Genomic DNA, 26,714 nt, shown 5'->3' with positions numbered 1-26,714 from the left:
CTCCGCCCTTCTGCGCGCTGCGGATTCGCTGCCAGTGAGCGTGCCACCCCCGGCAGACGTGGTCGCTATGAATCCGAGAGTTCACGGAACATGCCGCACGACGGCGGCTGGGGAGGGGGCCGGGTGCAACACAATGGGGAGATGGACATTGTGTCGATCACACCCGATGAGTCGACACCGTTCCGCATTATTTTCGTCTGCACCGGGAACATCTGCCGTTCGCCGATGGCCGAAGTCATGCTTCGCGATCTGATCACGCGCTCCGGCCTGGGTCGTTTGATCACCACCAGCTCCGCCGGCACCGGCGACTGGCATGTCGGCGAGCAGGCGGATCAGCGCACGATCGCCGCCCTCGCCACCCGCGGCTACGACGGCAGGCATCATCGGGCCCGCCAGTTCGACCCCGAGTGGTTTGCCGACCTCGACCTCGTCGTGGTGCTCGACCGCGCGCAGGAACGCATCCTGCGCAACTGGGCCACGACCGAGCGTGACCGCAGCAAGGTGCGCCTGCTGCTCAGTTTCGATGCGGCCCAGGCTGCCCTGCTGGACGTTCCCGACCCCTACTATTCCGACGATGCTTTCTTTGACACGGTTCTTGGCATGATTGAAAGCGCAAATGAAGCGCTCTTCGCGCAACTTGCACCCGCAATCCGACAGGGAGTCCGATGAGTCCGTTACCGCCCCAGGTCCTCAGCCCACTCGATGGCCGCTACCGCGCCGCCGTCACCGAACTGGGCGAGTACCTATCCGAGGCAGGCCTCAATCGGGCCCGGGTGCAGGTCGAGGTGGAATGGCTGATCACCCTCACCGACCGCAGCCTGTTCGGCTCCGTACCGCTGAACGCGGAGCAGAAGCTCGGCCTGCGCGCTCTGGTCACCGACTTCGGCCAGACCGAGATCGACGAGTTGGCCGTGCTGGAAGCCACCACCCGGCACGACGTGAAAGCCGTCGAGTACCTCGTGCGCCGCCGCCTGAGCACGCTGGGCCTCGACCACATCAACGAGCTCACCCACTTCGCCGCCACCAGCGAGGACATAAACAACCTGTCCTACGCGCTGACCGTGAGCGACGCTGTGCGCGAGGTCTGGCTGCCCAAATTCCGCGCCGTCATCGGCGCCCTGCGCCTACGCGCCCTCGAATACCGCGCCGACTCCATGCTGGCCCGCACACACGGCCAGCCGGCGACACCCACCACGGTGGGCAAGGAGCTCGCGGTCTTCGTCTACCGGCTCGAGCGCCTGGCCCAGCAGGTCGAGGACAGCGAGTACCTGGGCAAATTCAGCGGTGCCACCGGCACCTTCGCCGCCCACGTCACGGCCGATCCCGCCGTCGACTGGCCGGCCGTGTCGCGCGGCTTCGTCGAGGGCCTCGGGCTCACCTGGAACCCGCTGACCACCCAGATCGAGCCCCACGACTGGCAGGCCGAGCTCTACTCGCGCGTCTCCCACGCGAACCGGGTGCTGCACAACCTGGCGACGGATGTCTGGACCTACATCTCGCTCGGCTACTTCCGCCAGATCCCGCAGGTCGGGGCCACCGGCTCATCGACCATGCCGCACAAGATCAACCCCATCCGCTTCGAGAACGCGGAGGCCAACCTCGAGCTGTCCAGCGCGATCCTCGACTCGCTCGCGGCGACACTGGTGACCTCGCGGCTGCAGCGCGACCTGACCGACTCCACCACGCAGCGCAACATCGGCGTGGGCTTCGGACACTCCCTGCTCGCCCTCGACAACATCCTGCGCGGCCTCGGCGAAATCGACATCGACCGCGCCATGCTCGCCCGCGACCTCGACGCCAACTGGGAGATCCTCGGCGAGGCGATCCAGACCGTGATCCGCGCCGAGGTGTCGGCGGGGCGCTCTACGATCGAGGACCCCTACGCCCTGCTCAAGGAACTCACCCGGGGCAAGCGGATCAACCGGCACGATCTGGTGGCCTTCGTCACCGAACTGGAGATCGGCGACGCCGCCAAGGCGCGGCTGCTCGCTCTGACCCCGGGCAGCTACGTGGGTCTCGCGGACCCGCTTCTCGACTACCTGACCTAGCGGCTGCGCGGGTGCTGCGCCGTTCCGCTGGTGGCGTGCCACGTGCGCAGCAGCGCACCCCACGCGCGGCGTCAGAATGCTCGTGGCGTCGGAGTACGCACGGCGCCTCCGTTCAGAGGCCGCGGTCCTGCTCGTCGAGGTCGGACCTCTCGGCCGGGTTCGGCTTCATGCCGAGCACGAGCATCGCGATCACGACGAGCACGAGGATGAACGTGCCGCCGAAGCCGATCAACGCCAGCACCACGTCCCGGGTGCTCATCAGCACGACCAGGCCGAGGAACACGGCCATCACGGCCGAGAAGCCGACGAGTTCGATCGGCTTGAGCTTCTCGGAACGGCTGGGCGTGCGCGGGGTGTTCTGGGTCACAGGGTGTCCGAATCGTTGGGTGAGGCCGTGAGGGCGCGGGCGGCATCCGTGCCGGACCACTTGAGGGAGAACCCGGCGATGGCGAGGTAGACGCCGAGCATCACGAGGTAGGCGCCGAACAGGCCGACCGACACCACTGCGTTGGGCGGCAGCAGCAGGAAGATCACGGCCAGCAGGGCGGTGACGGCGCCGACCAGCAGCCAGTCACGGTCGGCCGGGTCGCGCCGACGCGCACGGATGCCGCTGTACAGCTCGAGAAAACCGGTCACCGCCGCCCAGACCGAGACCAGGAGGAGGAAGAAACCGAGCCCGCCCGCGTGGAAGAGCAGCGCGAGGAGGCCGGCGGCGACACCAACGGCGCCCTGCACCACAAAGAGGGACCGCTCCCGCGGATCGGCCAGCGTGCGCCGGCTGAGCAGACCCACCGTGAGTCCGCTGAGAAGCGCGAAGACGCCGAACACGAGAAGGCCGAATTCCGCCGAATGATCGGCGTTGAAGGTAATCGCGGCCGCCGGCACAAGGGTGAGGGCGGCCCGCAGCACCGGCACCGGCCAGTACCGGCCGGTGGTGGAGTGTGGAGCCTGGGCGTTCGCCACGCGACGACCTCTTTCATTGCGGGTTGAGACGAATACAGTCTACGCGGGCGGTCCTGGCCGCCCGCTGGGCCCCGGTGCGCAGATCGGTCAGAACAGGGTGTCGCCGATGTAGCCGTCCGTTGCGCATCCCGGCGGAATCGCGAACACTGCGCAACCGATCGGGGTGGTCCACTGGTTGAGCAGGTCGAGGGTGTCGAGGCGCTGCTGGATGGGCACGAACTGCGCGTCGACATCCGCCTGGAAAGACGCGAACAGCAGTCCGGAGTTGGAGACGCCGGAACCCTGAGGCGCGTCGTCATAATTGTAGCCGCGGCGGTGGATGCGCTGGGACCGGTCCTCCGACCGGGCGCGACGCAGGTGGGAGTACTCGGGGATGACCGGGAACCCGAGCGCGTTCGTCGCCGTGAAGTCGGGCTCGTCGCGCTCCTTCGTGCCCGTGAGCGGCGCCCCGACGGCGAGAGTGCGTCCGACCGCGGACTCGCGGCCCGAGCGGTCGAGCCCGTCCCACGTGTCGAGGTTCATGCTGATCCGGCGCAGGACGAGGCTGGTTCCACCCACCAGCCAGCCGGGACCGGAGGCCGTGCCCCAGACCAGGGCATTGAAGTCGGCCGTTCCGGCGGCCGGGTTCGCGGTGCCGTCCACCTGGCCGAACAGGTTGCGCATGGTGGTGCCGGGCTTCTCCGAACCGGCTGCTCGGCGGAAGCCGGACTGAACCCACCGCACCGACGCGAAGGAGCGCAGGTCCTTCAGAAGCATCCGGGTGGCATGGGCGACCGTCATCGGGTCGTCGGCGGCGATCTGCAGCAGCAGGTCACCGTCGTTCCACTCCGGCTGGAGCCGGTCGATCGTGAACGCGGGCAGGGGCCTCAGCCAGCCGGGAGCCTCTCCCCCGGCGACGGCGACGAGGCAGGGCCCGAAGCCGAAGGTGACCGTCAGCCGGGCCGGCACGACGGCCAGCTCGGGTTCCGAGTCGGCCAGGGCGCCCTCGCCCTGGGTGAGCCGGGCGGCATCGTCGGTCAGGATGCGCATCATCCGCCGCAGCGCGGCCCGGTCGATCTGCGCGGGCAGGTTGAGCGCCACGAACGTGACCCGGGCCTGCGGGTCGGTGTCCACCCCGGCCTGGTGCACCCCGAAGAAGGGAACGGCGTCGGTGCCGCGAAAGAGCGGTACCGATGGAGCCGCAGAGCCGCCGATCCCGGCCTTGGCCACGAGGTCGATGCCCATGGCTCCGGCCGCACCGATCCCGGCGGCGGCACCACCCAGAAGAAGGCGGCGCCGGCTGAGCCGGCGGCCCGACTGCACGGACGATTCGGGCGGTCCACTCCGTTCATTCTCTGTGAGGGAACTCACTGGCTGTCGGTATCCATGTCCATTTCGGTGTCGCCCTCGTATGTTTCGTTGGCCCCGGTGTAGTCCTTCACCGGGGCCGAGAAGTCCAGGCTCGACCCGTCGGCGAGGTCGAGGGTGAAGGCGGCCGCATCGCCGGCGGCGAGCGGGCCGGTGAGCCCCATCAGCATGATGTGGCGGCCGCCAGGGATGAGTTCGATGGAGCCGCCGGCCGGCACCACGAAGCCATCCGGATTCTCCTGCATGACCATGTCGCCGGCGTCGTTGGCCACGGTTTCGTGAAGTTCGATCATCGAGGCTGCGGATGTCTCGGCTGAGACGACCGTGATGTCGTCGGGTCCGGAGTTCTCGAGCAGGCCGAAGGCGCCGGTCATGCCGGACTCGCTCGCCTTGACCCAGGCATCCGTCATGGCCAGGGTGTCGGCCGAGGTGGCGCTGTCGGTCGTCGCCGCGGGTGCCTCGGTCGCGCCGGCGCAGCCCGAGAGGGCCAGCATCAGAGCGGCGGCGGCAACGACGAATCGGGTGGGAACGGTGTTGAGCTTCATGAGGGGTTCTCCTGGTGTGGTGCGTTGGGTGCTCGGGAAACGATGCGGCGTGTCAGGTGCTTCAGGTGCTTCAGGTGCTTCAGGTGCTTCAGGTTTTTCACGGGTTGCCAGGGCGCCTGGCTCGCCAGGCAATGAACAGGGCGACGGCGGCCAGTCCACCGAGGGCACCGAGGAGACCCACCGCGACCACCGCGAGTCCCGTTCCGTCGGCGGTCTCTTCCGAGGCGGCGGATGTCGCGTCGCCGGACGGGTCCGGCGCCGCGGTTGCACCCGCAGTCGACTGTGATCGAGGCTGGGCCGCGGCGCCCACGGTGAAGGCGAAGGCGCCAGAGACCGGGTGACCGTCGGCGGACACGACCCGCCAGCGCACGTCGTAGGCACCGTCGGGCAGGTCGGCCGCCACCGGCTGGGTGGCCTGCGGCCCGTCGAGCCGCATGTCGCCCTCTGCCCAGTTCTTCTCCTCGGTATCGACAACCATGACGATGGCGCCGACCTCGAGGATGTCCTGCGTGAACGTGATGGCGATCTCGGCGGGAGCGAGGTCGACGTTCACACCGTCGGCCGGCACGGTCAACGCCACCTGGTCGTGGGCGTCGGCCGCCGGAGCCACCGGGCTGAATATGGACAGAGCGATCACGGCCAGGGTCAGGAAAACGGCGGCTGCCGGGCGTCGCGGTTGGGCAGAAATCATTGAAATCTCCGATTCGTGGAGGGAAGAGATGGGGCGGTGCGACGGCAGATTCACCGGGCACAGACGTGCCGGTGGCCGGGTGCGCAGACGCCGGCGACCTCACCGAGGTCGAACGGAATCACTCGGGCCAGGTGTCAGCGGGTCAGCGGGTCAGCGGGTCGCGCGCAGGGTGCAGCGCATCGGGATCAGAGCGCACGAGTGAGAAGGTCAGAGCCTCACGGTGCCAGGGCGCGCGGGGGCGGACCGCGGCGGAGCGCACTGGAGAGCAGTACGCCGAGATCGGCAGGAACGAAGACCCGGCGGAAAGCAGGGCGCAGCGTCGCCGCATTCGTTCCGATCTGCGCCGGAGCGAGGCGTTCGATCAGGACCGCGATGAGACGGATCGTCGTCTCCTCGAGCAGCGCCCAGAACGTCTTCTCGCCGCGGTACAGGGCGGCGATGGTGACGAGGGCGGCCAAGGCGTGTGCCACCCACATCCAGCCACCAGGCAGGGCGCCGACCGCGTGCATCAGGTGGGGGGTCGCGTCCGCCAGGGTGACGGCTCCGTGATGGGAGGTGCTCGTCATCGTCGTGCTCGAGGCCCCGCCGAGGCCGAACAGAACGTGCAGCAGAAGCTGGCTGACCCCGACGGAGAGGGAGAGACGCAATAGCGACAAGCTTGTGCCGGCCAACAGTACGGACGCTATCCCCGCGAAGGCGAGGGCCAGACCCACGCTGAGCCAGCCGGGAGCGTTGCCGCCGCCGGCGATGTGCGAGAGGGCGGCGACGAAGACGGCGACGGATGCGGTCAGCCATCCGCGACCGAATCGCGCCCACCTGCTCGTCATGGCCCTCCCTCGCACCGGAACCGCCCCGATCGGGATCAGGGTCGGATCCCTGACTGAACCCTACCGCCCTGACCTGTGCGCCGGGGCCGGGCGGGCACCGAACTCAGAGCGCGTTGACCGCGCCGAGCACCTTCGTCAGAGAGTCCTTGGCGTCGCCGAACAGCAGCGTCGTCTTCGGGTCGTAGAGCAGCTCGTTCTCGATGCCGGCGAAACCGGGACGCATCGACCGTTTGAGGAACACCACCTGCCGGGCATCACCGACGTCGAGGATCGGCATGCCGTAGATCGGCGAGCCGGGCGACGTCTTCGCGGCCGGGTTGACCACGTCGTTGGCGCCGACGACGAGGGCGACATCCGTGTTCTTGAACTCGGGGTTGACCTCGGCCATCTCCTTGAGCGCCTCATAGGGCACATTCGCCTCGGCGAGAAGCACGTTCATGTGCCCGGGCATGCGCCCGGCCACCGGGTGGATGGCGAAGACGACCTCGATACCGCGCGCCTCGAGGGTGGTGGCGAGTTCGGCGATGGTGTGCTGGCCCTGCGCCACGGCGAGGCCGTAGCCGGGCACGATGACCACGCGCTGGGCGTAGTTGAGCAGCACCGCGACGTCTTCCGCATTGGAGCTGCGCACGGGCCGGTCGCTCTGGGCGGTCGACCCGGCGGTGGAACCGCCCTTGAACGCCCCGAACAGGATTCCGTTCACGCCGCGACCCATGGCGGATGCCATCGCCCGGGTCAGGATCGTGCCGCTGGCGCCCACGAGGGTGCCGGCCACCACAAGGAGCAGGTTGCCGAGAACGATGCCGGAGGCCGCGACGGCCAGCCCGGTGAAGGCGTTGAGCAGGGAAATCACGATCGGCACGTCGGCCCCACCGACGGGGAGCACGAGCAGCGCCCCGACGAGCAGTCCCAGCACGAGCAGACCGATAGCCCAACCGGCCGCACCGGTGGCGACGACAAAGCCTCCGGCCACAAGGGCGGCCAGCACGATGCCGCCCATCACGATCGCGAGGCCCGGGAAGATGAGAGGCCTGGAGCTGATCAGACCCTGCAGCTTGCCGACGGTGACCGCGGAGCCGGAGAACGAGACGGCGCCGATGAGCATCGTGAAGACCACGGCCACCTTGCTCCACGGGCTGTCGGTGCTGCCGAGCTCCAGCATGGCGACCAGTGCCGCGGCACCGCCGCCGACGCCGTTGAACAGCGCGACGAGCTGGGGCATCTGCGTCATCTCCACGCGCCGCGAGATGGGGGCGGCGATCGCCGACCCCACCGCGATGGCGATGAGGATGGCCGGGATGTTCTCGATCCGGGCGGAGAGGAAGACGGTGATCACGGCCAGCAGCGCGCCGGCGGCCCCGATCAGGTTGCCGCGGCGGGCGGTCTTCGGCGAGGAGAGCCCGCGCAGGGCCAAGATGAAACAGACCGCGGCGATCAGGTAGAGCAGGCTGGTCCACTCGGGGCTGAGCAGGCTCATTTCGTCGCGTCCTTCGGATCGGTCTTCGGGCCGGCGCCGGCCGGTTTGCGGGGGGCGAACATTTTGAGCATCCGGTCGGTCACGACGAAGCCACCGACGAGGTTCGCGGTGGCCATCACCACGGCGAGCAGGGCGACCGCGAGCAGCCACGGCTCCAGGGTCTGCCCGGCGACGATGATGGCTCCGATCAGGATGATGCCGTGGATGGCGTTCGCCCCGCTCATCAGTGGGGTGTGCAGGGTGCTCGAGACCTTCGAGACGACCTCGAAGCCGACGAAGACCGCCAGCACGACGACGGTCAGCAGGGTGATTGGATCCATCAGTGTTCTCCTGTCACGGCGGCGGCCACGGCGGCGGCCGTGGGTTCGTGCCGGATGGTGCCGTCATGCGTCAGGCAGGCCCCGGCGACGACCTCGTCCGTGAAGTCGGGCGTCACCGTGCCGTCGACGGTCATCAAAGCGAGCAGGTTGGCCACGTTCTTGGCGAAAAGCCGCGAGGCGTCCGCCGGCATCGTGGAGGGGGCGTCCTTCATGCCCACGAGCGTGACGGAGCCGTCACCGACCTGGGTGGGCACCAGGGTGTCCACACCGGCGAGAACACCCTCGACGTTCCCGCCGGTCTCGGCGGCCAGGTCGATCACGACCGAGCCTGGACGCATCGCGGCCACCATCTCGTGCGTGACGAGAAGCGGGGCCGCGCGACCGGGGATGGCCGCCGTGGTGATCATGACGTCGGCTGCGGCCACGTAGGGTGCAAGCAGTTCGCGCTGGCGCACGGCACGGTCTACGCTCAGCTCCCGGGCGTAGCCACCCGTACCCTCGACGGCGTCCAGGTCGAGGTCGACGAAGGTGCCACCCATGGAGGTGACCTCATCGGCCGAGGCCGGGCGCACGTCGTAGGCCGAGACCCGGGCACCAAGGCGCTTGGCCGTGGCGATTGCCTGCAGTCCGGCCACGCCGGCCCCGAGCACGAGCACTCGAGCCGGCGGAATCGTACCGGCCGCGGTCATGTAGAGCGGGAAGAAGCGGGGGAATCGGATGGCCGCCTCGAGCACCACGCGATAGCCGGAGACCAGCGATTGGCTAGTGAGCGCGTCCATCGACTGGGCGCGCGAGATGCGCGGAACCAGTTCGAGGGCAAAGGCCGTCGCGCCGGCCGCGGCCAGGGCGGCGACCGTGGCCAGCTCGGAGGCCGGCGACGCCAGGCCGACCGTAATCGTGCCGGGGCGGAGAGCAGCCGCGAACTCCGGGGCGAGGGGGCGCACGTGGCAGTAGACATCGAGGTCGCCCGGGGTGAGGTGCGGCACAACGGCGGCACCGGCATCCGTGTAGGCGGCGTCGCCGTGACCGGAAGGGGCGCCCGCACCAGACTCAACCAGGACCTCGAGTCCAAGGGTTGTGAGCTGGGTCACTGTCTCGGGGGTCGCCGCGACGCGGCGCTCACCCTGCAGGCGTTCTCGTCCGATGCCGACTCTCACGCGCGTCTCCTTCGTGGCGAACGGCCACGAGCGAGAACGGACCGATCCGAACGCTTGCACGGCACTTTCGTCCCCGTTCGTAGCGTAGTGGGATTCGCGTGCCGCCCGGAGAATATGACCGCGTTGCGGCGGGTGTGTAGGTTCCTGACTCAGTTGTCATTGGCTACTGCCGAAATCACGGCGAATTCTGTGCACCTGTCACCGCGCCAATCCCCGTCTTCCTGTCACTATCCTCGACCGTGTCTCAACCTTGTCCTGCAGGTGGTCAAGGGGTGAGATCACCCGGCAATACCCTTATGGCATGTGAGCAGTTGAGGAAATTCCGAGCATCGTGGCTTCAATCACAGCCGCCGTCGCGATAGGCGTCTCAGTCGGTGGCGCCTTCATGCCGAACGTCGGTCTAGGTCGAATTGAACGACTCACGTCTGCGATTGAGAAGCTCTCTGGTCCAGACCAAGCGCCCTCAGCGAAGTGAGATCGCAGCTGATCAGAAACTATGTCAAAGCATCTTCTTCATGGACATTAACTGCTGACCGGATTCAAGTTGGCGTGCTAACGGCCGGTGGAACTCTGATGTTCGTTTCGCTGGGCGCGAGCTTCATCGCGGCTGCGTCAACTTCACCGGGATCGGAGGACCGGTCGAGCGCCTGGTGGATCCCTGGCTATGTCATTGGCCTGGGCACGGTGGTTGTCAACTCAATCATCTTGTTGTGTCGGAGAGCTCGCGCCAAGAAGGATCCGGAAGGACACACAACTCGATCCATCGTGACCGTTCCACAGCCGCCAGTCGGCACACCGACTAATGCAACATCCACTGCAGCAGAAACTTGTAAGAAGCTAGACCCGCTGCATCGTTAGCGCTTGGACGCTCCATGCCTGCTACGAAATGCGTCGTCTCTCGATGCCAGAATCGAGAGTGGGGCGTGTCACGACCAACTTTTCGGCGGAAGGCGAGTCCACCCGTGAGTCCGAAGCACGAAGTTGAACTGGTATGAGCCTCGCGCCGCCTCTTGGACGCGTTTGGATGCCTTCCCGACGGAGTCTACGGAGGACAGCACTCGGGCTCATCCCGAGGATCGCTGCAATTTCCCGGGCGGACTCACCCTGGTCGACGTAGTGCCGCACGGGAAACTCCCGTGAAATGTCTTTCGGGCGACGACCACAAGGAGGTGGCTGGATTCCATGTTCCTTAAATTGCCGAGAAAGCGTGGTTCTTCCGAATCCGGCGTCCTGTGCAATCCGGGCAAGAGTGTTCCCGGCGGCGGTCTCTGCGACGAAAGCACTCACCGTGAAAACTTCCCTCGCTGCGAGGTTGCGGTGCCAATTCGAAGGGCGTTATTTCGGATCTTTGAAGCCGACGGCCGGTGGTTCGAGTTATCAAGCCCAATATCGTTCATTAAAGCGGTTGAGTGGCGATTTCTGGCTCGTGGAGGGGTTGTGGCCAGTGCGCGTGGTGGAAGCGTTTGGCGGGCCATTTTGAGACCTTGCGTTTGATGACGCGAGGGTTTGAACGCCGTCGTCGCGCGGGGTTCAGCCGTCGGATCAGGGCGCGTACCGCATGGCGCCAGACCGCTTTGGCGTAGTCAGGGCGCGGAGGGGAAAAAAGCGCCCTGAGTCACGGAACGGCGGGCGATGCGGAGTGCGGCGATGAGGGAGACCCGGTCAGGGTCGCGGTGAGCATGCTGGGCGGCCTCGACCATGAGGGTGCGGATCGCGTAGTGGCAACAGAGGTGCCCCCAGATTTCCTGCTTGACCAGGTCGGGGAATTTGGACCGCATCACCATGCGCGGACCGCGTTGGTGAGACTTCAGCTCGTCGAACACGGACTCGATCTCCCACCGTTCGGAATACACGGTCGCGAGTTCTTCCGCGGAGGCCTCGGCCGGATCAAGGATCGTGGTCAGCAGCCGGTCGGCGTCAGGGTTGTCGCGTCCGTCGTCGATCGTGTAGCCCACGACCCGCACGGTCAGTGGTGGTGTCGATTGCCGCCCCGGGCCCGAGGTCGGGATGATCGTGGTCTCGGCCGAGCCGGTCCAGCTTCCGAACCAGGAGCGTGTCACCATGACGCAGCGCCTTCAGGCGGGCCGCCAGGTGTGGCCGTCCGTCCTTCTTGCCGGATACCCGGTCCTCGTAGAGATCCCCTGCAGGGACGCCGGCAGCCAGGAGTGCGTCTCGTTGTAGATCAGTGCTCTGCGAACCATCAGCTTTTGACACGCGCATGCATCCGACGTGCATGCTCGACCCCTGTCATCTAAACGTTCGATTACGTGACATCACGTCCGTATCGCCCAGAAACCCGAAATTTGTCACATAATCCGCCAGGCATTTCACGTGTTGCAAAGGATCAGCGCGCAAGCCAAATTGACGAGAATTACTAATATCCTGCAGATGCTGAAACCGAGGCCTGTGAGTCTCAATGGTCAAGGGCGTTGTTTCGGAAGTTATTTGTGACCGATTTCTGAGTCATCAACCGGCTTGACACACCCCATTTGGGTCACATAGATTTTCTGCGTTGCTCTAGGCCCTGTCAGCGGATTCACTCACCACATCCAGGGAGTGCCTTGTCTACACTCGTCATTCGAGCGTCCGGGACCGCACCATGGCCACCGCCGAGACGGAGCCGCGTCCCCCCGTGACGGTGCCGGCGACCATTTGCTTCTCGAACAAGTAGCCGCCGGTGACGCACTCGCCTTCGGCCCCTTGTATGACGCCTCCGTCACCGAAACCTATGCAATCTGCATGTACAAGTTTGCAATGCCGTCGTCGGCCGACACAGCCATGGTCAAAATATGGATCTTCCTATGGAGCCACGCCGCCGCACTCAACGAACAGGCGGGTACAACAAAATTCATCGTGCTGTGTCCACTGCCTGGGCCGTCACCTCGCAGCGCCGCAGAAGCCTCCGTCAGCTGATTACCCGTGAGATCCGCTAGGTCAGCTCGTCCTCATAAGACCAACAAAACGCGCGGCGAAACGATACGCGCAATGTTGGTAGCGGCAACGAATTTACGAGCCACCCCTACCTACGCGCCAGCGTTGACGGATCGGAGGCGCTACCAGGCACACCAGTACAGTTCTGCCTGCGTGCCCAGTGCGCGATCAAGGCCGTCTCGCGTCATAAACCATAGTCAAATAAGCGTCCTCCGCCCTACTCCTTCTGATTAGGCACGCCAGTTATCGCAGGTTACGGTGCCAGGCCGAGTTGTTGGAGCATGCCCTGTTCGTCGCTGCTACCCCAACGCTCGACAAGTTTCCCGTTCTCGAACCGGCTGATTTGCATGCCACGAACAGACATCGTTTTCCCGCTAGCCGGGTGGCCCATGAGAGGGCCCTGGTGGGTGCCGGTGAGAGTGTACGCGAATGCGACGTCGGTGTCGTTCGCGACGAGGCGCTCGACTTCGATGTGCAGGTCGGGGAAAGCGGCAATCATCTCGCCAAAGAACGCTTTGTAGCCTGCGTGGCCCGGGCCCTGGCCCGGGGCCGGGTCGTTGTCGACTGCGTCTTCGGCCACGAGGTCGTTGAGAAGGTCGAGTTCTCCGCTGTTCACGGCGTCACCAAACTTCTGCTGTGCAGCAATATTCACTTCTTGACTCATGTGTTCGCTCTCTTCCCAGAATTAATCATGGATGGGTTTGTGTGGGCCACGAGGTGACCATACCGCCGTTGACGTTCAACGTTGGGAGTGGTGAAAGAATCTGAGCATGAATCCGATGCCGATGAGGACGGCCTGCATTGCAATTCCTGGCAGTGTCGTTGTCTCGACGACGGCCCAGAGCACAGCGGTGCGAACCGTCGCCTCGACGCCGTTGAGGGCGAAGGATCGGGCAAATCGGATACATCCGGATGCGGCAGGTCCTCGGAGGTCTCGGAAGTCGAATCGCTCTTGGAGGAGGAAATTGCCGACGATTGTGACGGCTGCAGAGATGATTGCAGCAGCGATGTACCACACGCCGAGAGCCTGCAGTCCTGCCATGATGAGCAGGTTCGTTACCGCGCCAGCTGCGCCGATGTTGACGAAGCCGGAAAGGTGACCGAAGCGGAGTGCGGCAAGTTGCGTGACGAAGCGGACCCCTTGCTGGAAGTCGGCTCTGGATACACCGGCTTGTCGTTCGTCGAAAACGAACGGTTCCTCCACCACGGTGACCGTATTGCGGGCCAGAATCTCGAGCAGTATTTTGAATCCTCGTGGCTGCAACGCTGATATATCTATGGTGGCGCGGTGTGCGGCGAAAAAGCCTGTCATCGGGTCAGTGCAGTTCTGCAGCCTGACGGGAGCATTGCGCGTGCCAGGAGGTTTGCTGCGGTGGAGACGATATGGCGGGATGCGCCTGCGAGCCCGCCGGATGAACCGTCGTCAAGGTTCCGGGAGGAGACAACCACATCTTCGTGTTCGCTAGCAGCTGCGGCTAGCAGAATCGGAATCATCTCGGGAGGGTGCCGCAGATCGCCGTCCATCACGATGCACCCCTTCCCGTCGCTGGCGGCAATGCCCTCGAGGACCGCGCCCGCTAAGCCGCCGGTGGGTGTACTTCGGTGGATGATGCGGACGGGGAGGCGGGCGGTGTTGCCGACGTGAACTATTACCTGCGGTGTGTCGTCCGAAGAGACGAAGATGATTTCCGCGTCGTAATTGGTTGTGGCGTCACTAATCCGTGCGGCGAGCTCAGCGATGCTCGGTGCCACATTGTAGGTGGGTATCACGATCGAAACGGCCATCAGCGGGTCATTCCTTTCCTGTCCGGGGCGAGGCGAGCGTTCTTGTTCGCCGCTAGCGGGAGGCGAGGTAGAGCCGGTGGGCGGTGATGATTATCGCGAGCTACGCCAGTCCGACGTGGTCTTGCCCGCCCCGTTGTGCCCGAGCAACCCGAATACTTCTCCCATCGGCACCTCGAGAGCGAGGTCGGCTAACGCCGCCGGGAACCGAAGGACCGCAACAGGCCCCTGATAGTTATTGCCATCTTTGTCATAAAACTGACGCTATTGACACCACCGTGAGAAGAAAGTGAGAGAGCCAACGCTCACCGAGAGAGCCATCGACGCCCGTGTCAAGGGCGGGCTCACCAGCGGTCGGCTCGACAAACGCCAAGCAGCGCCGAGTGGGACACACTTGAGTCGGTACAACTGGTGGACCCCATCTCGGTTCACAGCAATAACCGCCAAGGCCGACGAGGAAGTGGGTGATAGTCGGTTGGAATGCGATTGGAGTTGGAATACTTTGCTGCGACGAACGCTAAGACGCTCGTGGTTTTCGTCACGGGGGGCGTGAATGATGACTGAATGGTGGCAGTTCGCGCTAGCGCCCTGGGAAGCCTCGCACTCTTCTGGCTCGCGCTCGTGCTTTTCCTCTGGATTGAATCCACGCGTCACCTAAGAGGTGCATCGCTCAAGGATTTGTTGCGGCTCGTGCCCGATACTTCGCATCTCCTTCGGCGGCTCGCGAGCGATCATTCAGTGTCCATGGGCGTGCGAATATGGCTCCACATTCTTCTCTTTCACCTTCTATTTCCCATTGATGTGATCCCTGACTTCATCCCGGTTCTGGGATATGCTGACGGCGCCCTTATTGTCGCGATCGCGCTGCAGTTCGCGACCCAACAAGCAGGTAGCGTCGCGATCAAACGCCACTGGCCTGGTGCGCCAGAAAGACTAGCCGCGGTACTGCGACTAGCTGGCCTGCACCAAGGGGAGGCATCTGATCATCATGGGGTTTGAGGCGCCGAAGGTACGATGCATCCGCACCGATAGTTGCGCTGGACAGTTTGTTGGACATCACCTATGTCCTCGTCCATGGTCGAACGATGACGACTTGCCAGTGAATATTGGGAGGAAGATCTATCAGCAGTAGCGGGCAAGACGACGGTGGGACCAACGAGAAAAAATTCCTATCGACGGGAGCGCGCGTCCGTGCTGGCTTCCACGGAGGCCGCTCCGTGTCCCTCGACGCTGTGCGCGTGTTCGCAATGCTCGCAATCGTGGCCGGCCACATCTGGGTAGACGGTCCAGCACGACCATTTCTTTACAGTTGGCATGTACCGATCTTTTTTTTGCTCTCCGGTTATCTCTGGAAGGTCGGTCGGTCGTTCAACCGGGAGGTTAGGAACCGGGTCAGGTCCCTCCTCATCCCCTACGCGGTCTGGCTCGTGCTGCTTGGAACGGTCACCTTAGGGACCGAAAGTGTGGAGGGCGGCTTCGATCCGATCAGGCTCGCGCACCTTCTCTGGGGCGGCCAGTTCGCGACCGATGGGCCCTTTTGGGCGATGTGGTTTGTGACAGCGTTGTTCTTCGCCGCTGTCATCTATTGGCCTGTGTCACGGTTGCCGCTACCCGGGCAGTGGGCCATCGCCGCGATACTTTTCATCGCGGCGGCGTACATCCCGGGACATCCTGCACGATTCCTGCCGTTGAGCCTGGGGCTCGCCCTTGCGTGCATCATCTTCATCGTTGCCGGGCGTTCGATGCGGCGGGCCCGGGGTATGGTGCGGCACCCGATTGTCACTGGTGTCGTGTTGCTTGCGGTTTCCTTTACCCTCATCGTTCTGGGATGGTCGCAGCCGCTTGATTTGAAGCGGCTCGATGTGGGTACCCCGGTCGTGAGCATAGTGGTGGCCGTCGCACTTTCCTTCGGCTTCATTCTCATTACAGAGGGTCTGCTGGGCGGCGATTCTGTTGGGGAGGATGCCAAACCCAGTGTCAGACGAAAGAGCCGAGTCGGCGGCATTGGCCAGCTCTCGCGAGCGGTCACTCAACTTGCCCGGGCGTCATTAACGGTGCTCTTTATCCACCCTGCGGTGGTCACAGGCCTCCACTCATTGGGTCTATCGAAACCCGTGGTCTACCTGCTCACGATCGGAATCGCTTGGCCGGTGGGACTGCTGTTGCTGCGCCTCCCCCACAGCCGCGCTATCACCGGCCTCAAGCCAGCACACTGACCAGAGGAGAATGGCGTAAACATGCGAGCTCGGAACGCTGCGCCGCGGACGCCGCAACGACTTTCAATCCGAGTGCCGAACTGAACGTAAAGCCTCGAAGCCGAACCGTTCCATATCCTTGAAAGTGGAACGCCTCCTACGGCGGAGTTTAGAATTTCGACACGCTGTGGAAATTCGTTCCAAAAGTTAGGTTCGAAAAGGTCTTTCGTTTCTCTCGTACAAAAACGACTTCCGGTACGGCCGCTGTGGATATTAACTAAACTCGCGTCTCGACTGCCAAGCAAGACCTCGACCGGCAGCTCGACGCGCTCGGCGCCGTCGGGATCCCCGCCGATCAGGTCTACGTCGACAAGAAATCAGGCTCGACGACAAACCGACCGGGGCTAACGGCGGCTCTCAAAGTCGCTCGATACGGCGATGTAATCGTGGTGCACACCCTGGACCGTCTCGGCCGAACTGTTCGAGACACGCTAAACATGATCCACGACCTGCGCAAACGTGGCGTCGGGGAACGAAACCTAGCCGATCCGATTCGGGTCGACTCCGCCAATCCGGATGATTCGATGTCGCAGCTAGCCGTAGTCATGCTCGCCTTATTCGAACAGATGGAGCGCATCTATTCGCTCGAACGTGCCGCCCATGCCCGTGCAGTTGCGATGAGCAAGGGCCGGCGCATCGGGCGCCCCAGCGTCGTGGATCCCACAAAACTCGCCTACGCTGATCACCTGCGCAACGCGGGGCACACAATCCCCGACATTGTTTCTAAGACCGGCATCACGAAATCGAGCCTGTACCGCATTCTGCCTCCACGACGGGCTGACCCTGCTCCAGGTGCAGACGAGTAGAACGCAAGATCGACGAACCTGATGCAAAAGATTTGCCCATGATCCCGAATGAAATAGCTGACGCCTTCAGCAAAATCGACGTTCCCGTGCTCGTCGCTCTCATCACGACTCTCGTCGTAGAGTACTTTGCTACGCCCGATTGGAGGCCAAAAAATCACGGCTCATCCGTGATCGCCAGCAGATCGATGAGGTCATCTTCGCATTTCAGAAGGCAGCGATGCTCGCTCCGGCATTGCTTCCCGACGAATACATAACTCATCACCCAAACACGAGCGCGGTGAAACGACGCCAAATTGAAAGGCTCGCGCCAGCGGTCGACGCGCTTTTCGACGCGACAGCGCGGTTACCCTCGCAGTTCATAGCCAGACATTCCTGGCAGGTGGGAGCGGCGAGCTTCTTCGTGGCCTACTTTGCTGGCTTAGTTTGGTCAGAGCTGGAGTCTGAACTGCTCAACGGCGATCATCTCCGCGCAGCTGGCAGTGACATCAGCGAGTTCGACGCGAGTTCGCGGCACACGCGAGTTTTCACGACAGCCAGGAGCCGTGGATCAAATGGGCCTTCTCGAGGCGCTTCATACGGGTTGATTACAAAGAGCAAGCGGAGGCCGTAATTGCCAAACACGGCCTCGAACTACCCAAGGAGCGCTCACGCCGGGCGGAGGGGTGACGAATCCTTTAATGAGCAGGGTCTGAGACCCTTGCGTGTCAGTGCCAAGAAGATCGAGCTTGAACCCTATCTGGCAGGGTTTCTGTGGAGTTTGGAGATAAATGGCGGCGCCCTGTGAAGCTCGATGTCGCATTATCGGGCTTCGAGTCGTCTTACATCTCATGTGTTTCGACACACCGAGGTTACGAGACACCCCACACATGAATCTGACTGCATTTGGCGAATTGGGCGGTGCCTAGTGTCTCAAGGGTTGCCGGACGCAATCTCACCGCTGCCCTCATCACCTTGGTGAGCAGCAATGCTGCCGCGTCATGACCGCATCACCAGCCCTAACGGCGTGTGATTTCCGACCCCTGTTGTTGCTACCGCTCCGGGTCACCCCATGGGTAGGCTCGGCTCATGACCTCTGGAGCGGTAGTCAACACGTCGTCGCTCGGCAATGCCGTGCGGTTCGTCGACGTGCCCACCTCGCTGCCAATGAAGATCGGGATCTGGGGCCTTGCAATCATCGCGATCGGGTTCATCGCCGTGGTCCTCAGCGACCTGTTGGTTGGCGCAGATGGCCAGTTCGCCGATCGAATGTCGTTCCAACAAACAGGCCGGATCGGGCTGGTGGGGCTTGGAGTGCTTGTCGCCCTGATTTTCTTGGGCACCGCCGTATTCCAGCGCGCCAAGTTGCGAGCGGCAAAGGCGGTTCGACCCGACGCCTTTGTCTTCATGACGCAGCGCACCCCGGCACTCATCGACGCCCTGAAGACGATTGGGACCGACCGACCGCGACTGCGCCAGCATTTCGTGGTCACGCTCGGACCGAAAGGAATCGAGCTTTGGGGTCGCGGACGAACCGATGTCCCTCAAATGGCCCTGCCCTGGAACGACATTGATTACGCCCATCCCGGCCGACACATGGTCGAAATAGGAAATATCAGCGTCGCGGTTCTGGCCCTCCGCATTTTTCAGACTGTCGATGGGCGCCGGCTAGATCTACCGTTTCCGATTTTCGGTCCGCAAGGCATCAATCGCGCAGGAACTCATGATGCCAACAAGGTGCTCGATGCCTGCTCCCGCTATACGAGCATCGCCTGACCGACCGCAGCGACCTGAATCAGTCGCGGTTCCCGACAACAAATTCGGTAAACGAAAACATCAGCCAGTGCCCCGCTAGACGTTCCTTCGTGACACCCAACCTGGCAGGCCGAAATCGTTGAGTTTTCGACCCGAAGCCGCGGCGTTTCTGGTCTGCTGGAGGCTAAGCGCTCGGGTTTGCCGATGCGTACCATCGGCAGGCTCCTAGAACGCGTCGGGTGCGACCGTCTTCGCGCCGACTTGCAGGGCCAGCGCCTCGAGTACGTGCGCGGGGGTCGTGGCGGCCTGGAGGGCGTCGCGGAAGGTGGGCTTTATCAGGGCGCGGGATAGCTGGGCGAGTACCTTCAGGTGCTCGGTTCCGGCCTCCGCCTCCGGGACGGCGATCATGAAGATCAGCGTGGCCTTGGAGCCGTCGGCTGAGTTCCAGTCGATGCCTTGCGTGCTGCGGGCGAAGGCGAGTACCGGGGCGGTTACACCGTCCGACTTTGCGTGGGGGATCGCGATGCCGTCGCCGATGCCCGTCGTGCCGTGCTTCTCGCGGGCGAGGGCGGCCTGGGTCACCAGGGTCTCGTCGGTGACGCGGCCGGTCTTGCTCATCAGGCCGGCGAGGGTGCTGATCATCGCATCCCGGTCGGTCTCTTCGACGTCGAGCACGATCGTGCGTTCGTCGATATAGTCGAGCACCGTCTTCTTCGCCGGGGGCATAGGCGACGATTCGGACTCGGACGCGACCGAGCCGACCGTGCCGGCATCCGCGTCCGATGGGCCCGTGAACGCGGGGACAGGACCGGAAGCCCCGGCGGCGGTGCCCGTGGCCGCACCCGTCGCTGCAGCGTGGCGGGTCGACTTGCGCGCGGAAATGCCGAGCAGCAGCACCGAAACGAGGGCGGTGACGACGGCGCCGGTGAGCAAGGCCGCGAAGTACATCGGCACCCCGGAGACCGCACCGAAGACGGCGACGATTGGGCCACCGTGCGGTACGGAGTTGGTGACCCCGAACAGGGCGGCAATGCCTCCGGCCATGGCGCCACCGATCATGTTCGCCGGGATGACCTGCAGCGGCTTGGCCGCGGCGAGCGGAATCGCGCCCTCGGTGATGCCGAAGAATCCCAGGAACAGTGCGGCGATGCCGGCTTCACGCTCTGGTTTGGAAAAGTAGCGGCCGCGGATCAGGGTGGCCAAGCCCATCCCGAGCGGCGGGACGGCGATCGCGGCGGCGACCATGCCCATCGGGGCTGAGTTCCCCTCCGCGATCAATGCTCCACCAAAGAGGAATGCGGTCTTGTTGATCGGGCCGCCCATGTCGAAGGCGACCATGGCGCCGAGAATCAGGCCAAGCACGATCGCGCTGCCACCCTGCAGGCCGGTGAGGAACGTGGTCATGCTGGAGAAGACCCAGCTGATCGGCTGGCCGAGGGCGAGCACGAAGGCGCCGCCGACGATCACGGTGGTGAGCACGGGGATCACGAGGATCGGCATGATCGGCTTGATAAAGCGGTGTACGGGAATTTTCTTGATGCCGAGGGCGACGAAGCCGACCAGGAAACCGGTGATGATGCCGCCAATAAAGCCGGCGCCTGATTCGGAATTGTAGAAGGCCCCGGTCGTGGCGATCCAGCCACAGATCATGCCCGGTGCGAGCCCGGGCCGGTCGGCGATGGCGTAGGCGATGAAGCCAGAGAGGATCGGCACCATCAGGGTGAAACCGAGTCCGCCGATCTGGTTGAGCGTCAGCCAGAAACTGCCCTCCGGGATGACGAGCCCATTCGGGGTCGCCTCGCCGCCGAAGGAGAGCGAGATGGCGATCAGGAGCCCGCCGACCACAACGAACGGGATCATGTACGACACGCCGTTCATCAGTGCGCGGTACAGGGTGCTTCCGAAGTCGGCCTTGCCGCTGCCCGAGGGCGTGGCGTCCCGGCTGGAACTGTCGCCGACGGTGGACGGCTCGGCGGCGAGGGCGTCCCGGATCAGGGCGGCGGGGCGGTGAATGCCGTCGGCGACCCCGACGGAGACGATCCGCTTGCCCACGAAGCGCGAGGCGTCGATCTTGGTGTCGGCCGCGATCACGATTGCGTCCGAACGGTCGATGTCGTCCTGGCTGAAGGTGCCTTCGACGCCGACCGAGCCGTGCGTCTCGACCTTCATCTCGTAGCCCAACTCAGCCGCTGCGCTCTCGAGCTTCTCGGCCGCCATGTAGGTGTGCGCTATGCCCGTGGGGCAGGCGGTGATCCCGAGAATCAAGAGTCTCGGTGGCACCGTGCTCGCTTCGAAGAGAGGTTGGGACATGGCTAAGCCGTCCTTCCGGGGCGAGGCCGACCGGAACTTCCGCGGACACCACAGCCCAAGTTCATAAATTTAGCTAAGTTTATCACTGCCCCGAAAGTGGGTGCGTGCCTTAGCCCTTTGACCTGATGGAGCCCCTGAGGGCGAGTGCGTCCGTCGCAATCCGGGCCATCGACACGACGTCACGCATCCATTGGCCCTGACCCCGCTGGCAGGCTTCACGCCGGGAGCCAGGGTGGAGTAGTCAGGCAATTATCGATCGCGTGCGGGCGTCTCCAACTCGGCCGGTTCCGGCGTTACCCGCAGGCCGCCTGGTGTGTTTGACAGACGCACCAATTCCTCGACCCAAGCACGGTTTAGGAGTGGTTCCCTATTGCCGAAAAAGTCGAATTGAAGCGGAATCGTTGGGTGGATCCAAATGGTGCTGTGACCGTGTCCTGATGCCGCCGAGTATTCCCACGAAAATGTGAAACTTTCCCCTCGGCGTACCTTGGACAAAATGACGATCTTGAGGTGAGCGAGCACCCGGTCGTCGAAATCGACGGTGATCGACGGAGTCCCGTAGATAAATTTACCCATGAATGCTCCCAAGTCCGTTGTCGATTTCGTTAGCGACAAGGTTAAAGTCCTTGGCCGTCCGACCAGCGTCGCCTGTGGTTTCGACGGTGCCGGTAATACCGATCATCGGCATTTCAGGTAACGGGAAACGCGTCGCCTCATCTTCCTCCGTCATCCCTTCGACGTCGACATCGACGACGTCGAATTGACTGGTTGGGCTGAGAGTTAGCGTGTGCACGGATGTCTCGTCGTTCTCGTCGAGCACGGTGACATCCACAGCCACACTATTGTCGCTATCGGCCACTGAGGTGACGTAGTCGAGAAGCGCTGATGTGATGCTGTTGCTCGTGACAATGGAGCCGCCGATATATGTTATGCGCTTCATGCGGTGATGCTAGCTGATTGTTGTGCCCCGCGCACGCCGATGGTCCACCGGCGCAGGCCAGCGGGAGAAGGCTGGCCTCGCGAAAGGCTGCCCCGACGCCGGCGGGCCCTGGCGATTCCCGCGAGTGAAGGTTGAAGCCGTGCGGCGCTCCAGTCCATCCACAGGGCCGCTACTGACTGACGCGGTGGGCGAGTCACGCCAAGCTGTTTCGACTTTCGAGGTTTGCTAGTTGTCATCACTGACAAGCGATGGACAACAAGATCAGGATTATGACATGTAGATCAGGAACCTAAAGGGTGTCAGGCGCCCGGCACCATATCGGCGAAGCGGGAGTAGTGGCCGTGGAACGCGACCGTGACGGTGCGCGTGGGGCCGTTACGGTGCTTGGCGACGATCAGGTCCGCCTCGCCGGCGCGCGGATTGTCCTTCTCGTACGCGCTCTCGCGGTGCAGCAGGATGACCATGTCGGCGTCCTGCTCGAGCGAACCGGACTCGCGCAGGTCTGAGATGGCCGGCATCTTGTCCGCGCGCTGCTCGGGACCACGGTTGAGCTGGGAGAGGGCAATAACGGGAACCTGAAGCTCCTTGGCCATCAACTTGAGCGCGCGGGAGAACTCACTGACCTCCTGCTGGCGCGACTCGACTTTCTTGCCCGACGTCATCAGCTGCAGGTAGTCGATGATGACCATCTTGAGGCCGACCCGTTGCTTCAGCCGGCGGCACTTGGCCCGGATCTCGACCAGGGTCATGTTGGGGCTGTCGTCGATGTAGAGCGGGGCGTCGTTGATGCGACCGCGGGTGGCGGCAATGGTGGTCCAGTCGCGCGCGTCGACGGCGCCCTTGCGCATGCTCTGCAAGGGCACGGATGCTTCGGCCGCGAGCAGACGCATCGCGATTTCGCTGCGGCCCATTTCCAGGGAGAAGAATATGCTGGGCATGTCGTGCTTGATGGAGGCTGCCCGGGCGAAGTCGAGGGCGAGCGTGGACTTACCCAGCGCCGGACGCGCCGCCACGATGATCAGCTGGCCGGGATGGAAGCCGTTGGTGAGCTCGTCCATATCGGCGAAGCCGGTGGGAACACCGGTCATCTGACCGTCTTTGAGCTTGGCAGCCTCGATCTCCTCGATCGCGGCTGTGACCGCGTCGGTCAGCGGCACATAGTCTTCGGTTTCGCTGCCACCCGTGACGGCATAGACCTCGGCCTGGGCGGTATTGACCAGATCCAGCACCTCGCCCTCACCGGAGTAACCCATCTGCGCGATGCGGGTGCCGACCTCGACGAGGCGCCGGAGGAGAGCGCGTTCGGCGACGATCGAAGAGTAGAAACCGGCGTTGGCCGCGGTCGGCACGAGGCTCGTGAGCGTGTGCAGGTAATCCGCGCCGCCGGCCCGGGACAGCTCGCCTAGCTTGGTGAGCTCGTCGGTGACGGCGATAACGTCGGTCGGCTCGCCCTGCGCGTAGAGCGACAGAATCGCGTCGAAGATGATCTCGTGCTTGGGGATGTAAAAGTCTGCGGCGCGCACGGTCTCGACGACGTCGGCGACGGCATCCTTGCTCAGCATCATGCCGCCGAGCGCGCTCTGCTCGGCCAGGAGGTCGTGCGGGAGCGTGCGCTCGGTGTGCCGGGCTTCCAGTCCGCCGCGTGAGTCTGCCCCGCGCTTGTCCGCAAGACCCAAGTGAGAGATCGACACTCGTGCCTCCTTTACTCGTGGTGCAGTTCTATCAGGGCCCACCGACATCGCTGCCGGGCACTGTGCACACCTCGATTGCGGCCGCGTGCCCACCATACGGACCCGGCTCGGCAGAGAACAAACCGCCCTGTGGATAAGCCTGTGGAGAATCTGGGCGAAACGCCGCGTGTCTTGTGCACAAGCTGTGGAATCAACTGTGGACAACTTAAGTTTTTTATCGCATAAATGCAGCTTGATCGGGTATTAATTCTATTCACAATGTGGTGTGGAAAACCTATCTAAAGTACGTATTGAATCTTGTCGAGGTGTGGGAAAACCTGTGTACAGCGCCTCATGTTCTGGGACTAAAATCACCCCCGATTGGGTGTGTGACATCGCTTAAACAGGTGTGGCGGTGGGTTCCTTTCGGAACCCACCGCCACACGGGTGTAAAGCTGTAGAGCTTACTTGGCAGCTACCACCAGCAGTGTGATGGTCGCACTCAGTTCGTCACGAAGACGAACCGTTGCCTGGTGTTCACCCGTCATCTTGATCGGGCTGAGCTCGATTTTGCGCCTGTCGAGGGCACCGAGACCCGCTGCGGCAACTGCATCCGCAACATCCGTGGTCTTGACGGAGCCGAAAAGGCGTCCGCCTTCGCCGGCCTTGACGACCAGCTTGACCTTGGCGTTCTCGAGTGCAGCCTTGAGAGCCTGCGCCTCTTCGAGGGTGGCGTGCTCGCGGGCTACGCGAGCGGCCTTGATCTGCTGAATCTGCTTCTCGCCACCGCGAGTCCAGGAAACAGCAAATCCCTGCGGGTAGAGGTAGTTGCGGGCGTACCCGTTCTTGACCTCGACGATGTCACCGGGTGCACCGAGGCCGGAGACCTCGTGCGTCAGAATGATTTTTGACATGAGGTGTCCTACCTGCCTGAACCGGCGTAGGGCAGCAGCGCCATTTCGCGAGCGTTCTTGACGGCGCGGGCGATAAGACGCTGCTCCTGAACGGAAACACCGGTGATACGACGGGCGCGGATCTTTCCACGCTCGGAGATGAACTTGCGGAGGGTGGGGACATCTTTGTAATCGATGACACCAACCCGGATCGACTTCGCGGGAGCGGCATTCTTGCCACCCTTAGCACCGCGGAGCGGCTTGCGGCGGTCGCCGCTCGACTTTCCAGCCATGATTTCCTTACTTTCTCAAAGAAGTGTTTTTCAGCCAACAGCCTGTAAGGCTCGGCTTAGAAGGGTGTCTCGTCGCTGAAGTTTCCCGGAGTGTTCCAGACATCTCCACCGGTGTTCGCGGCGGGGGCGCTGGCAGCCCAGGGCTCGTCGTTCGAGGCAACGGCAGGTGAGCCACCGCCTCGAGGAGAAGACGATGACTGCGCGCGAGTGAGCTGAGCGGTGGCGTATTTCAGCGAAGGACCGATTTCATCGATCTCGAGCTCCATGCTCGTTCGCTTCTCGCCTTCCTTCGTCTCATACGAACGCTGCTTGAGACGCCCGGAAGCGATGACACGGGTACCCTTGGTCAGTGAACCAGCTACGTGCTCGGCGAATTCACGCCAAACGCTCGCGCGCAGGAAGAGCGACTCGCCATCTTTCCACTCACTGGTCGCGCGATCGAAATTGCGCGGAGTGGATGCGATGGTGAAGTTGGCAACCGCCAGCCCGTTCTGCGTGTACCGCAGCTCCGGGTCGCTGGTCAGGTTGCCCACCACGGTAATTACGGTCTCGCCGGCCACGGGCTACTTGTCGCTTGCCTTGTCGGCGGACGCGGCCGGCGCGGGAGCAACAGCTTCTGCCGTGGCAGGAGCGTCGACAACCGGGGTTTCGACCTTAGCCGGAGCAGCCTTGACCGCGGCGGCAGCAGCTGCCGATGCGGGCTTCACGGACGCGGCGACCTTGGCGGTCGGGGCGGCAGCAGCGGCTTCAGCCTTCGCAGCGATTACCTTCGGGTTGGCTGCCTTGCGGGCGGCCTTCTCGGCGGCGAGCTTGCTCGCGACGGCGACCTGGGCAATGCCTTCTTCTGCGCGAAGCACTTTGGTGCGCATGACGGCTTCCGACAGCTTCAGCTGGCGGTCGAGCTCGGCCGTGGCAGAAGCGTTGGCGGTGAAGTCGACAACGGCGTAGATGCCTTCGGACTTCTTGTTGATCTCGTAAGCGAGACGGCGGCGACCCCAAACGTCAACCTTGTCAATGGTTCCACCATCGTTGCGAACAACGTTGAGGAACTTGTCAAGGCTGGGAGCTACGGTGCGCTCATCTATCTCGGGATCGAGGATAACCATCAACTCGTACTGATGCATGACTAACCCACCTCCTTCGGACTAAACGGCTGCAGAATCTCTGCAGCAGGAGGGTTGTGCATGTGTTGTAAGCGGAGGCCGGGAATCCGGCGCACAGACAACCTGCCAAGGCTACCGGAAACGGCGGCCCTCCGCCACCGCCTCCGCCCGTTCACCCGTTTGGCGCCCTCGTCGCCGCCGAGTCCGTCAACGCTGTCGCGAGTATCGCCGACTGTGCCGACCATCGCCGTGCTATCGGAGATTCTGGGCACGAACGGCGACGGTCGCTTCACCTGTTGGGGCATTTCCCTGGTTCGGGACGCAGTCCGGCGGCGAGCAGGAGCCGTTTCAGGCTCTCCCGGCGCAGCGCTACCGCCCAGATCCAGCGCGCCATTCCGTGCCCCGTCCCGCGAAGCCGGTCCTCGCGAAGCTTTTCTGACCACACGGCTTCTTCACTGGTACGCCCATTCATGAAGGCGTCCCGCGTGTACTTGACTTTGCCGTCGAATTCGCCGAGGAGGCGAAGTGTGCGGTTCTTCTGTTTCTGAACCCACCGGAAGTCCGTGATGTCTTCCTGCCCGTCCTCGTGCACGAAGGACACCTGTAATTCGGGGGGCGGGAATCC

Annotated in this window: 28 protein-coding genes and 4 pseudogenes; 8 read left to right on the top strand and 24 right to left on the bottom strand. The window is 63.7% G+C overall.

All coding sequences use genetic code 11. The annotated features are described in order from the left end of the window. Nucleotides 1–141: 141 nt before the first annotated feature. Together E3N94_RS09590 and purB are read left to right on the top strand one after the other, a co-directional pair. Nucleotides 142–669 (top strand): low molecular weight protein-tyrosine-phosphatase, encoded by a 528-nt coding sequence (locus E3N94_RS09590; protein WP_104099783.1) that lies wholly within the window; start codon nucleotides 142–144, stop codon nucleotides 667–669. Then, entirely contained in the window at nucleotides 666–2,048 is a 1,383-nt protein-coding gene (gene purB, locus E3N94_RS09585) for an adenylosuccinate lyase (RefSeq protein WP_134342718.1), read from the top strand. Before E3N94_RS09590 ends, purB begins: the two co-directional genes overlap by 4 nt. Before the next feature lie 112 nt (nucleotides 2,049–2,160). On the opposite strand, the gene E3N94_RS09580 is transcribed toward purB, so the two are convergent. The 11 genes and pseudogenes from E3N94_RS09580 to E3N94_RS09530 form a co-directional block, all read right to left on the bottom strand. Beyond that, nucleotides 2,161–2,415 (bottom strand): hypothetical protein, encoded by a 255-nt coding sequence (locus E3N94_RS09580; RefSeq protein WP_104099765.1) that lies wholly within the window; start codon nucleotides 2,413–2,415, stop codon nucleotides 2,161–2,163. Next, nucleotides 2,412–3,011 carry a DUF308 domain-containing protein gene (locus E3N94_RS09575; RefSeq protein WP_104099766.1) on the bottom strand — a complete coding sequence of 200 codons (600 nt, stop codon included), beginning with the start codon at nucleotides 3,009–3,011 and terminating at the stop codon, nucleotides 2,412–2,414. Before E3N94_RS09575 ends, E3N94_RS09580 begins: the two co-directional genes overlap by 4 nt. An 87-nt stretch (nucleotides 3,012–3,098) precedes the next feature. After that, nucleotides 3,099–4,361 (bottom strand): Dyp-type peroxidase, encoded by a 1,263-nt coding sequence (locus E3N94_RS09570; protein ID WP_241987096.1) that lies wholly within the window; start codon nucleotides 4,359–4,361, stop codon nucleotides 3,099–3,101. After that, nucleotides 4,358–4,903: a copper chaperone PCu(A)C gene (locus tag E3N94_RS09565; RefSeq protein WP_104099767.1), complete on the bottom strand. Its 546-nt coding sequence runs from the start codon at nucleotides 4,901–4,903 to the stop codon at nucleotides 4,358–4,360. Before E3N94_RS09565 ends, E3N94_RS09570 begins: the two co-directional genes overlap by 4 nt. Nucleotides 4,904–5,000: 97 nt before the next feature. Beyond that, on the bottom strand, nucleotides 5,001–5,594 hold the full coding sequence (locus E3N94_RS09560) for a copper resistance protein CopC (RefSeq protein WP_134342719.1): 594 nt from the start codon (nucleotides 5,592–5,594) through the stop codon (nucleotides 5,001–5,003). 215 nt (nucleotides 5,595–5,809) lie between these two features. Next, nucleotides 5,810–6,421: a hypothetical protein gene (locus E3N94_RS09555; RefSeq protein WP_134342720.1), complete on the bottom strand. Its 612-nt coding sequence runs from the start codon at nucleotides 6,419–6,421 to the stop codon at nucleotides 5,810–5,812. Between the two features lie 103 nt (nucleotides 6,422–6,524). Next, the gene (locus tag E3N94_RS09550) at nucleotides 6,525–7,898 is read right to left on the bottom strand and encodes an NAD(P)(+) transhydrogenase (Re/Si-specific) subunit beta (protein ID WP_104099770.1); all 1,374 of its coding nucleotides are present in this window, start codon (nucleotides 7,896–7,898) and stop codon (nucleotides 6,525–6,527) included. Continuing rightward, nucleotides 7,895–8,218, bottom strand: a complete 324-nt coding sequence (locus E3N94_RS09545; protein WP_104099771.1) for an NAD(P) transhydrogenase subunit alpha — start codon at nucleotides 8,216–8,218, stop codon at nucleotides 7,895–7,897. Before E3N94_RS09545 ends, E3N94_RS09550 begins: the two co-directional genes overlap by 4 nt. Next, on the bottom strand, nucleotides 8,218–9,375 hold the full coding sequence (locus E3N94_RS09540; RefSeq protein ID WP_134570130.1) for an NAD(P) transhydrogenase subunit alpha: 1,158 nt from the start codon (nucleotides 9,373–9,375) through the stop codon (nucleotides 8,218–8,220). Before E3N94_RS09540 ends, E3N94_RS09545 begins: the two co-directional genes overlap by 1 nt. A gap of 1,583 nt (nucleotides 9,376–10,958) precedes the next feature. Further along, nucleotides 10,959–11,336: pseudogene (locus E3N94_RS09535) on the bottom strand (transposase); the annotation flags it as partial. Between the two features lie 55 nt (nucleotides 11,337–11,391). Beyond that, nucleotides 11,392–11,610, bottom strand: a pseudogene (locus tag E3N94_RS09530) (recombinase family protein); the annotation flags it as partial. A gap of 465 nt (nucleotides 11,611–12,075) precedes the next feature. On the opposite strand from E3N94_RS09530, the gene E3N94_RS09525 reads away from it, so the two are divergent. Then, nucleotides 12,076–12,288 carry a hypothetical protein gene (locus tag E3N94_RS09525; RefSeq protein WP_134401958.1) on the top strand — a complete coding sequence of 71 codons (213 nt, stop codon included), beginning with the start codon at nucleotides 12,076–12,078 and terminating at the stop codon, nucleotides 12,286–12,288. Nucleotides 12,289–12,559: 271 nt separating this feature from the next. Here the strand turns inward: E3N94_RS09525 and E3N94_RS09520 are convergent, their stop codons facing one another. From E3N94_RS09520 to E3N94_RS17590, 4 genes are all read right to left on the bottom strand, one after another. Beyond that, complete coding sequence (locus E3N94_RS09520) at nucleotides 12,560–12,958, bottom strand: ester cyclase (protein ID WP_198411506.1); 399 nt, start codon at nucleotides 12,956–12,958, stop codon at nucleotides 12,560–12,562. A gap of 87 nt (nucleotides 12,959–13,045) precedes the next feature. Beyond that, nucleotides 13,046–13,618: a GtrA family protein gene (locus E3N94_RS09515; protein WP_134342721.1), complete on the bottom strand. Its 573-nt coding sequence runs from the start codon at nucleotides 13,616–13,618 to the stop codon at nucleotides 13,046–13,048. Next, nucleotides 13,615–14,091: a glycosyltransferase gene (locus E3N94_RS09510; protein WP_134570129.1), complete on the bottom strand. Its 477-nt coding sequence runs from the start codon at nucleotides 14,089–14,091 to the stop codon at nucleotides 13,615–13,617. The genes E3N94_RS09515 and E3N94_RS09510 overlap by 4 nt, the downstream gene beginning before the upstream one ends. A gap of 90 nt (nucleotides 14,092–14,181) precedes the next feature. Further along, nucleotides 14,182–14,256, bottom strand: coding sequence for a hypothetical protein (locus E3N94_RS17590; protein WP_338145491.1), 75 nt, complete (start codon nucleotides 14,254–14,256; stop codon nucleotides 14,182–14,184). Nucleotides 14,257–14,652: 396 nt separating this feature from the next. On the opposite strand from E3N94_RS17590, the gene E3N94_RS09500 reads away from it, so the two are divergent. The 5 genes and pseudogenes from E3N94_RS09500 (at nucleotide 14,653) to E3N94_RS09485 (ending at nucleotide 18,901) form a co-directional block, all read left to right on the top strand. Then, on the top strand, nucleotides 14,653–15,087 hold the full coding sequence (locus E3N94_RS09500) for a DUF1232 domain-containing protein (protein WP_134570128.1): 435 nt from the start codon (nucleotides 14,653–14,655) through the stop codon (nucleotides 15,085–15,087). Between the two features lie 218 nt (nucleotides 15,088–15,305). Beyond that, nucleotides 15,306–16,304 (top strand): acyltransferase, encoded by a 999-nt coding sequence (locus E3N94_RS09495; RefSeq protein WP_134342723.1) that lies wholly within the window; start codon nucleotides 15,306–15,308, stop codon nucleotides 16,302–16,304. Between the two features lie 275 nt (nucleotides 16,305–16,579). After that, nucleotides 16,580–16,963 (top strand): annotated as a pseudogene (locus tag E3N94_RS17475) (recombinase family protein); the annotation flags it as partial. Further along, nucleotides 16,961–17,149 carry a helix-turn-helix domain-containing protein gene (locus E3N94_RS17470; protein WP_255453082.1) on the top strand — a complete coding sequence of 63 codons (189 nt, stop codon included), beginning with the start codon at nucleotides 16,961–16,963 and terminating at the stop codon, nucleotides 17,147–17,149. The pseudogene E3N94_RS17475 and the gene E3N94_RS17470, both read left to right, overlap by 3 nt. Nucleotides 17,150–18,214: 1,065 nt before the next feature. Continuing rightward, nucleotides 18,215–18,901, top strand: a complete 687-nt coding sequence (locus tag E3N94_RS09485) for a hypothetical protein (RefSeq protein WP_134342725.1) — start codon at nucleotides 18,215–18,217, stop codon at nucleotides 18,899–18,901. A 204-nt stretch (nucleotides 18,902–19,105) separates the two neighbouring features. Here E3N94_RS09485 and E3N94_RS09480 read toward each other — a convergent pair whose 3' ends face one another. The 9 genes and pseudogenes from E3N94_RS09480 to E3N94_RS09440 all read right to left on the bottom strand — a co-directional run bounded on the left by E3N94_RS09480 (nucleotide 19,106) and on the right by E3N94_RS09440 (nucleotide 26,681). Further along, entirely contained in the window at nucleotides 19,106–21,190 is a 2,085-nt protein-coding gene (locus E3N94_RS09480) for a fructose-specific PTS transporter subunit EIIC (RefSeq protein ID WP_134342726.1), read from the bottom strand. Nucleotides 21,191–21,439: 249 nt separating this feature from the next. After that, nucleotides 21,440–21,766 (bottom strand): ATP-dependent DNA ligase, encoded by a 327-nt coding sequence (locus tag E3N94_RS09475; RefSeq protein ID WP_104100666.1) that lies wholly within the window; start codon nucleotides 21,764–21,766, stop codon nucleotides 21,440–21,442. After that, on the bottom strand, nucleotides 21,759–22,130 hold the full coding sequence (locus E3N94_RS09470) for a hypothetical protein (RefSeq protein WP_134375293.1): 372 nt from the start codon (nucleotides 22,128–22,130) through the stop codon (nucleotides 21,759–21,761). The genes E3N94_RS09475 and E3N94_RS09470 overlap by 8 nt, the downstream gene beginning before the upstream one ends. 299 nt (nucleotides 22,131–22,429) lie before the next feature. Then, the gene (gene dnaB, locus E3N94_RS09465) at nucleotides 22,430–23,821 is read right to left on the bottom strand and encodes a replicative DNA helicase (RefSeq protein WP_104100664.1); all 1,392 of its coding nucleotides are present in this window, start codon (nucleotides 23,819–23,821) and stop codon (nucleotides 22,430–22,432) included. A gap of 443 nt (nucleotides 23,822–24,264) precedes the next feature. Continuing rightward, nucleotides 24,265–24,714: a 50S ribosomal protein L9 gene (rplI, locus tag E3N94_RS09460; protein ID WP_104100663.1), complete on the bottom strand. Its 450-nt coding sequence runs from the start codon at nucleotides 24,712–24,714 to the stop codon at nucleotides 24,265–24,267. An 8-nt stretch (nucleotides 24,715–24,722) separates the two neighbouring features. Continuing rightward, nucleotides 24,723–24,986, bottom strand: coding sequence for a 30S ribosomal protein S18 (gene rpsR, locus E3N94_RS09455; protein WP_035835236.1), 264 nt, complete (start codon nucleotides 24,984–24,986; stop codon nucleotides 24,723–24,725). Nucleotides 24,987–25,042: 56 nt separating this feature from the next. After that, complete coding sequence (locus tag E3N94_RS09450) at nucleotides 25,043–25,546, bottom strand: single-stranded DNA-binding protein (protein WP_104100662.1); 504 nt, start codon at nucleotides 25,544–25,546, stop codon at nucleotides 25,043–25,045. A 216-nt stretch (nucleotides 25,547–25,762) separates the two neighbouring features. Continuing rightward, nucleotides 25,763–26,110 (bottom strand): annotated as a pseudogene (rpsF, locus tag E3N94_RS17585) (30S ribosomal protein S6); the annotation flags it as partial. A gap of 268 nt (nucleotides 26,111–26,378) precedes the next feature. Further along, on the bottom strand, nucleotides 26,379–26,681 hold the full coding sequence (locus E3N94_RS09440; RefSeq protein ID WP_206750952.1) for a hypothetical protein: 303 nt from the start codon (nucleotides 26,679–26,681) through the stop codon (nucleotides 26,379–26,381). Nucleotides 26,682–26,714: the final 33 nt, after the last annotated feature.

This window comes from Cryobacterium sp. Sr3, from assembly GCF_004402835.1.
In the GTDB taxonomy this organism is placed as follows: domain Bacteria; phylum Actinomycetota; class Actinomycetes; order Actinomycetales; family Microbacteriaceae; genus Cryobacterium; species Cryobacterium sandaracinum.
Note: the sequence above shows the minus strand (reverse complement) of the source record. Positions and strands in the feature narration are given on the sequence as shown.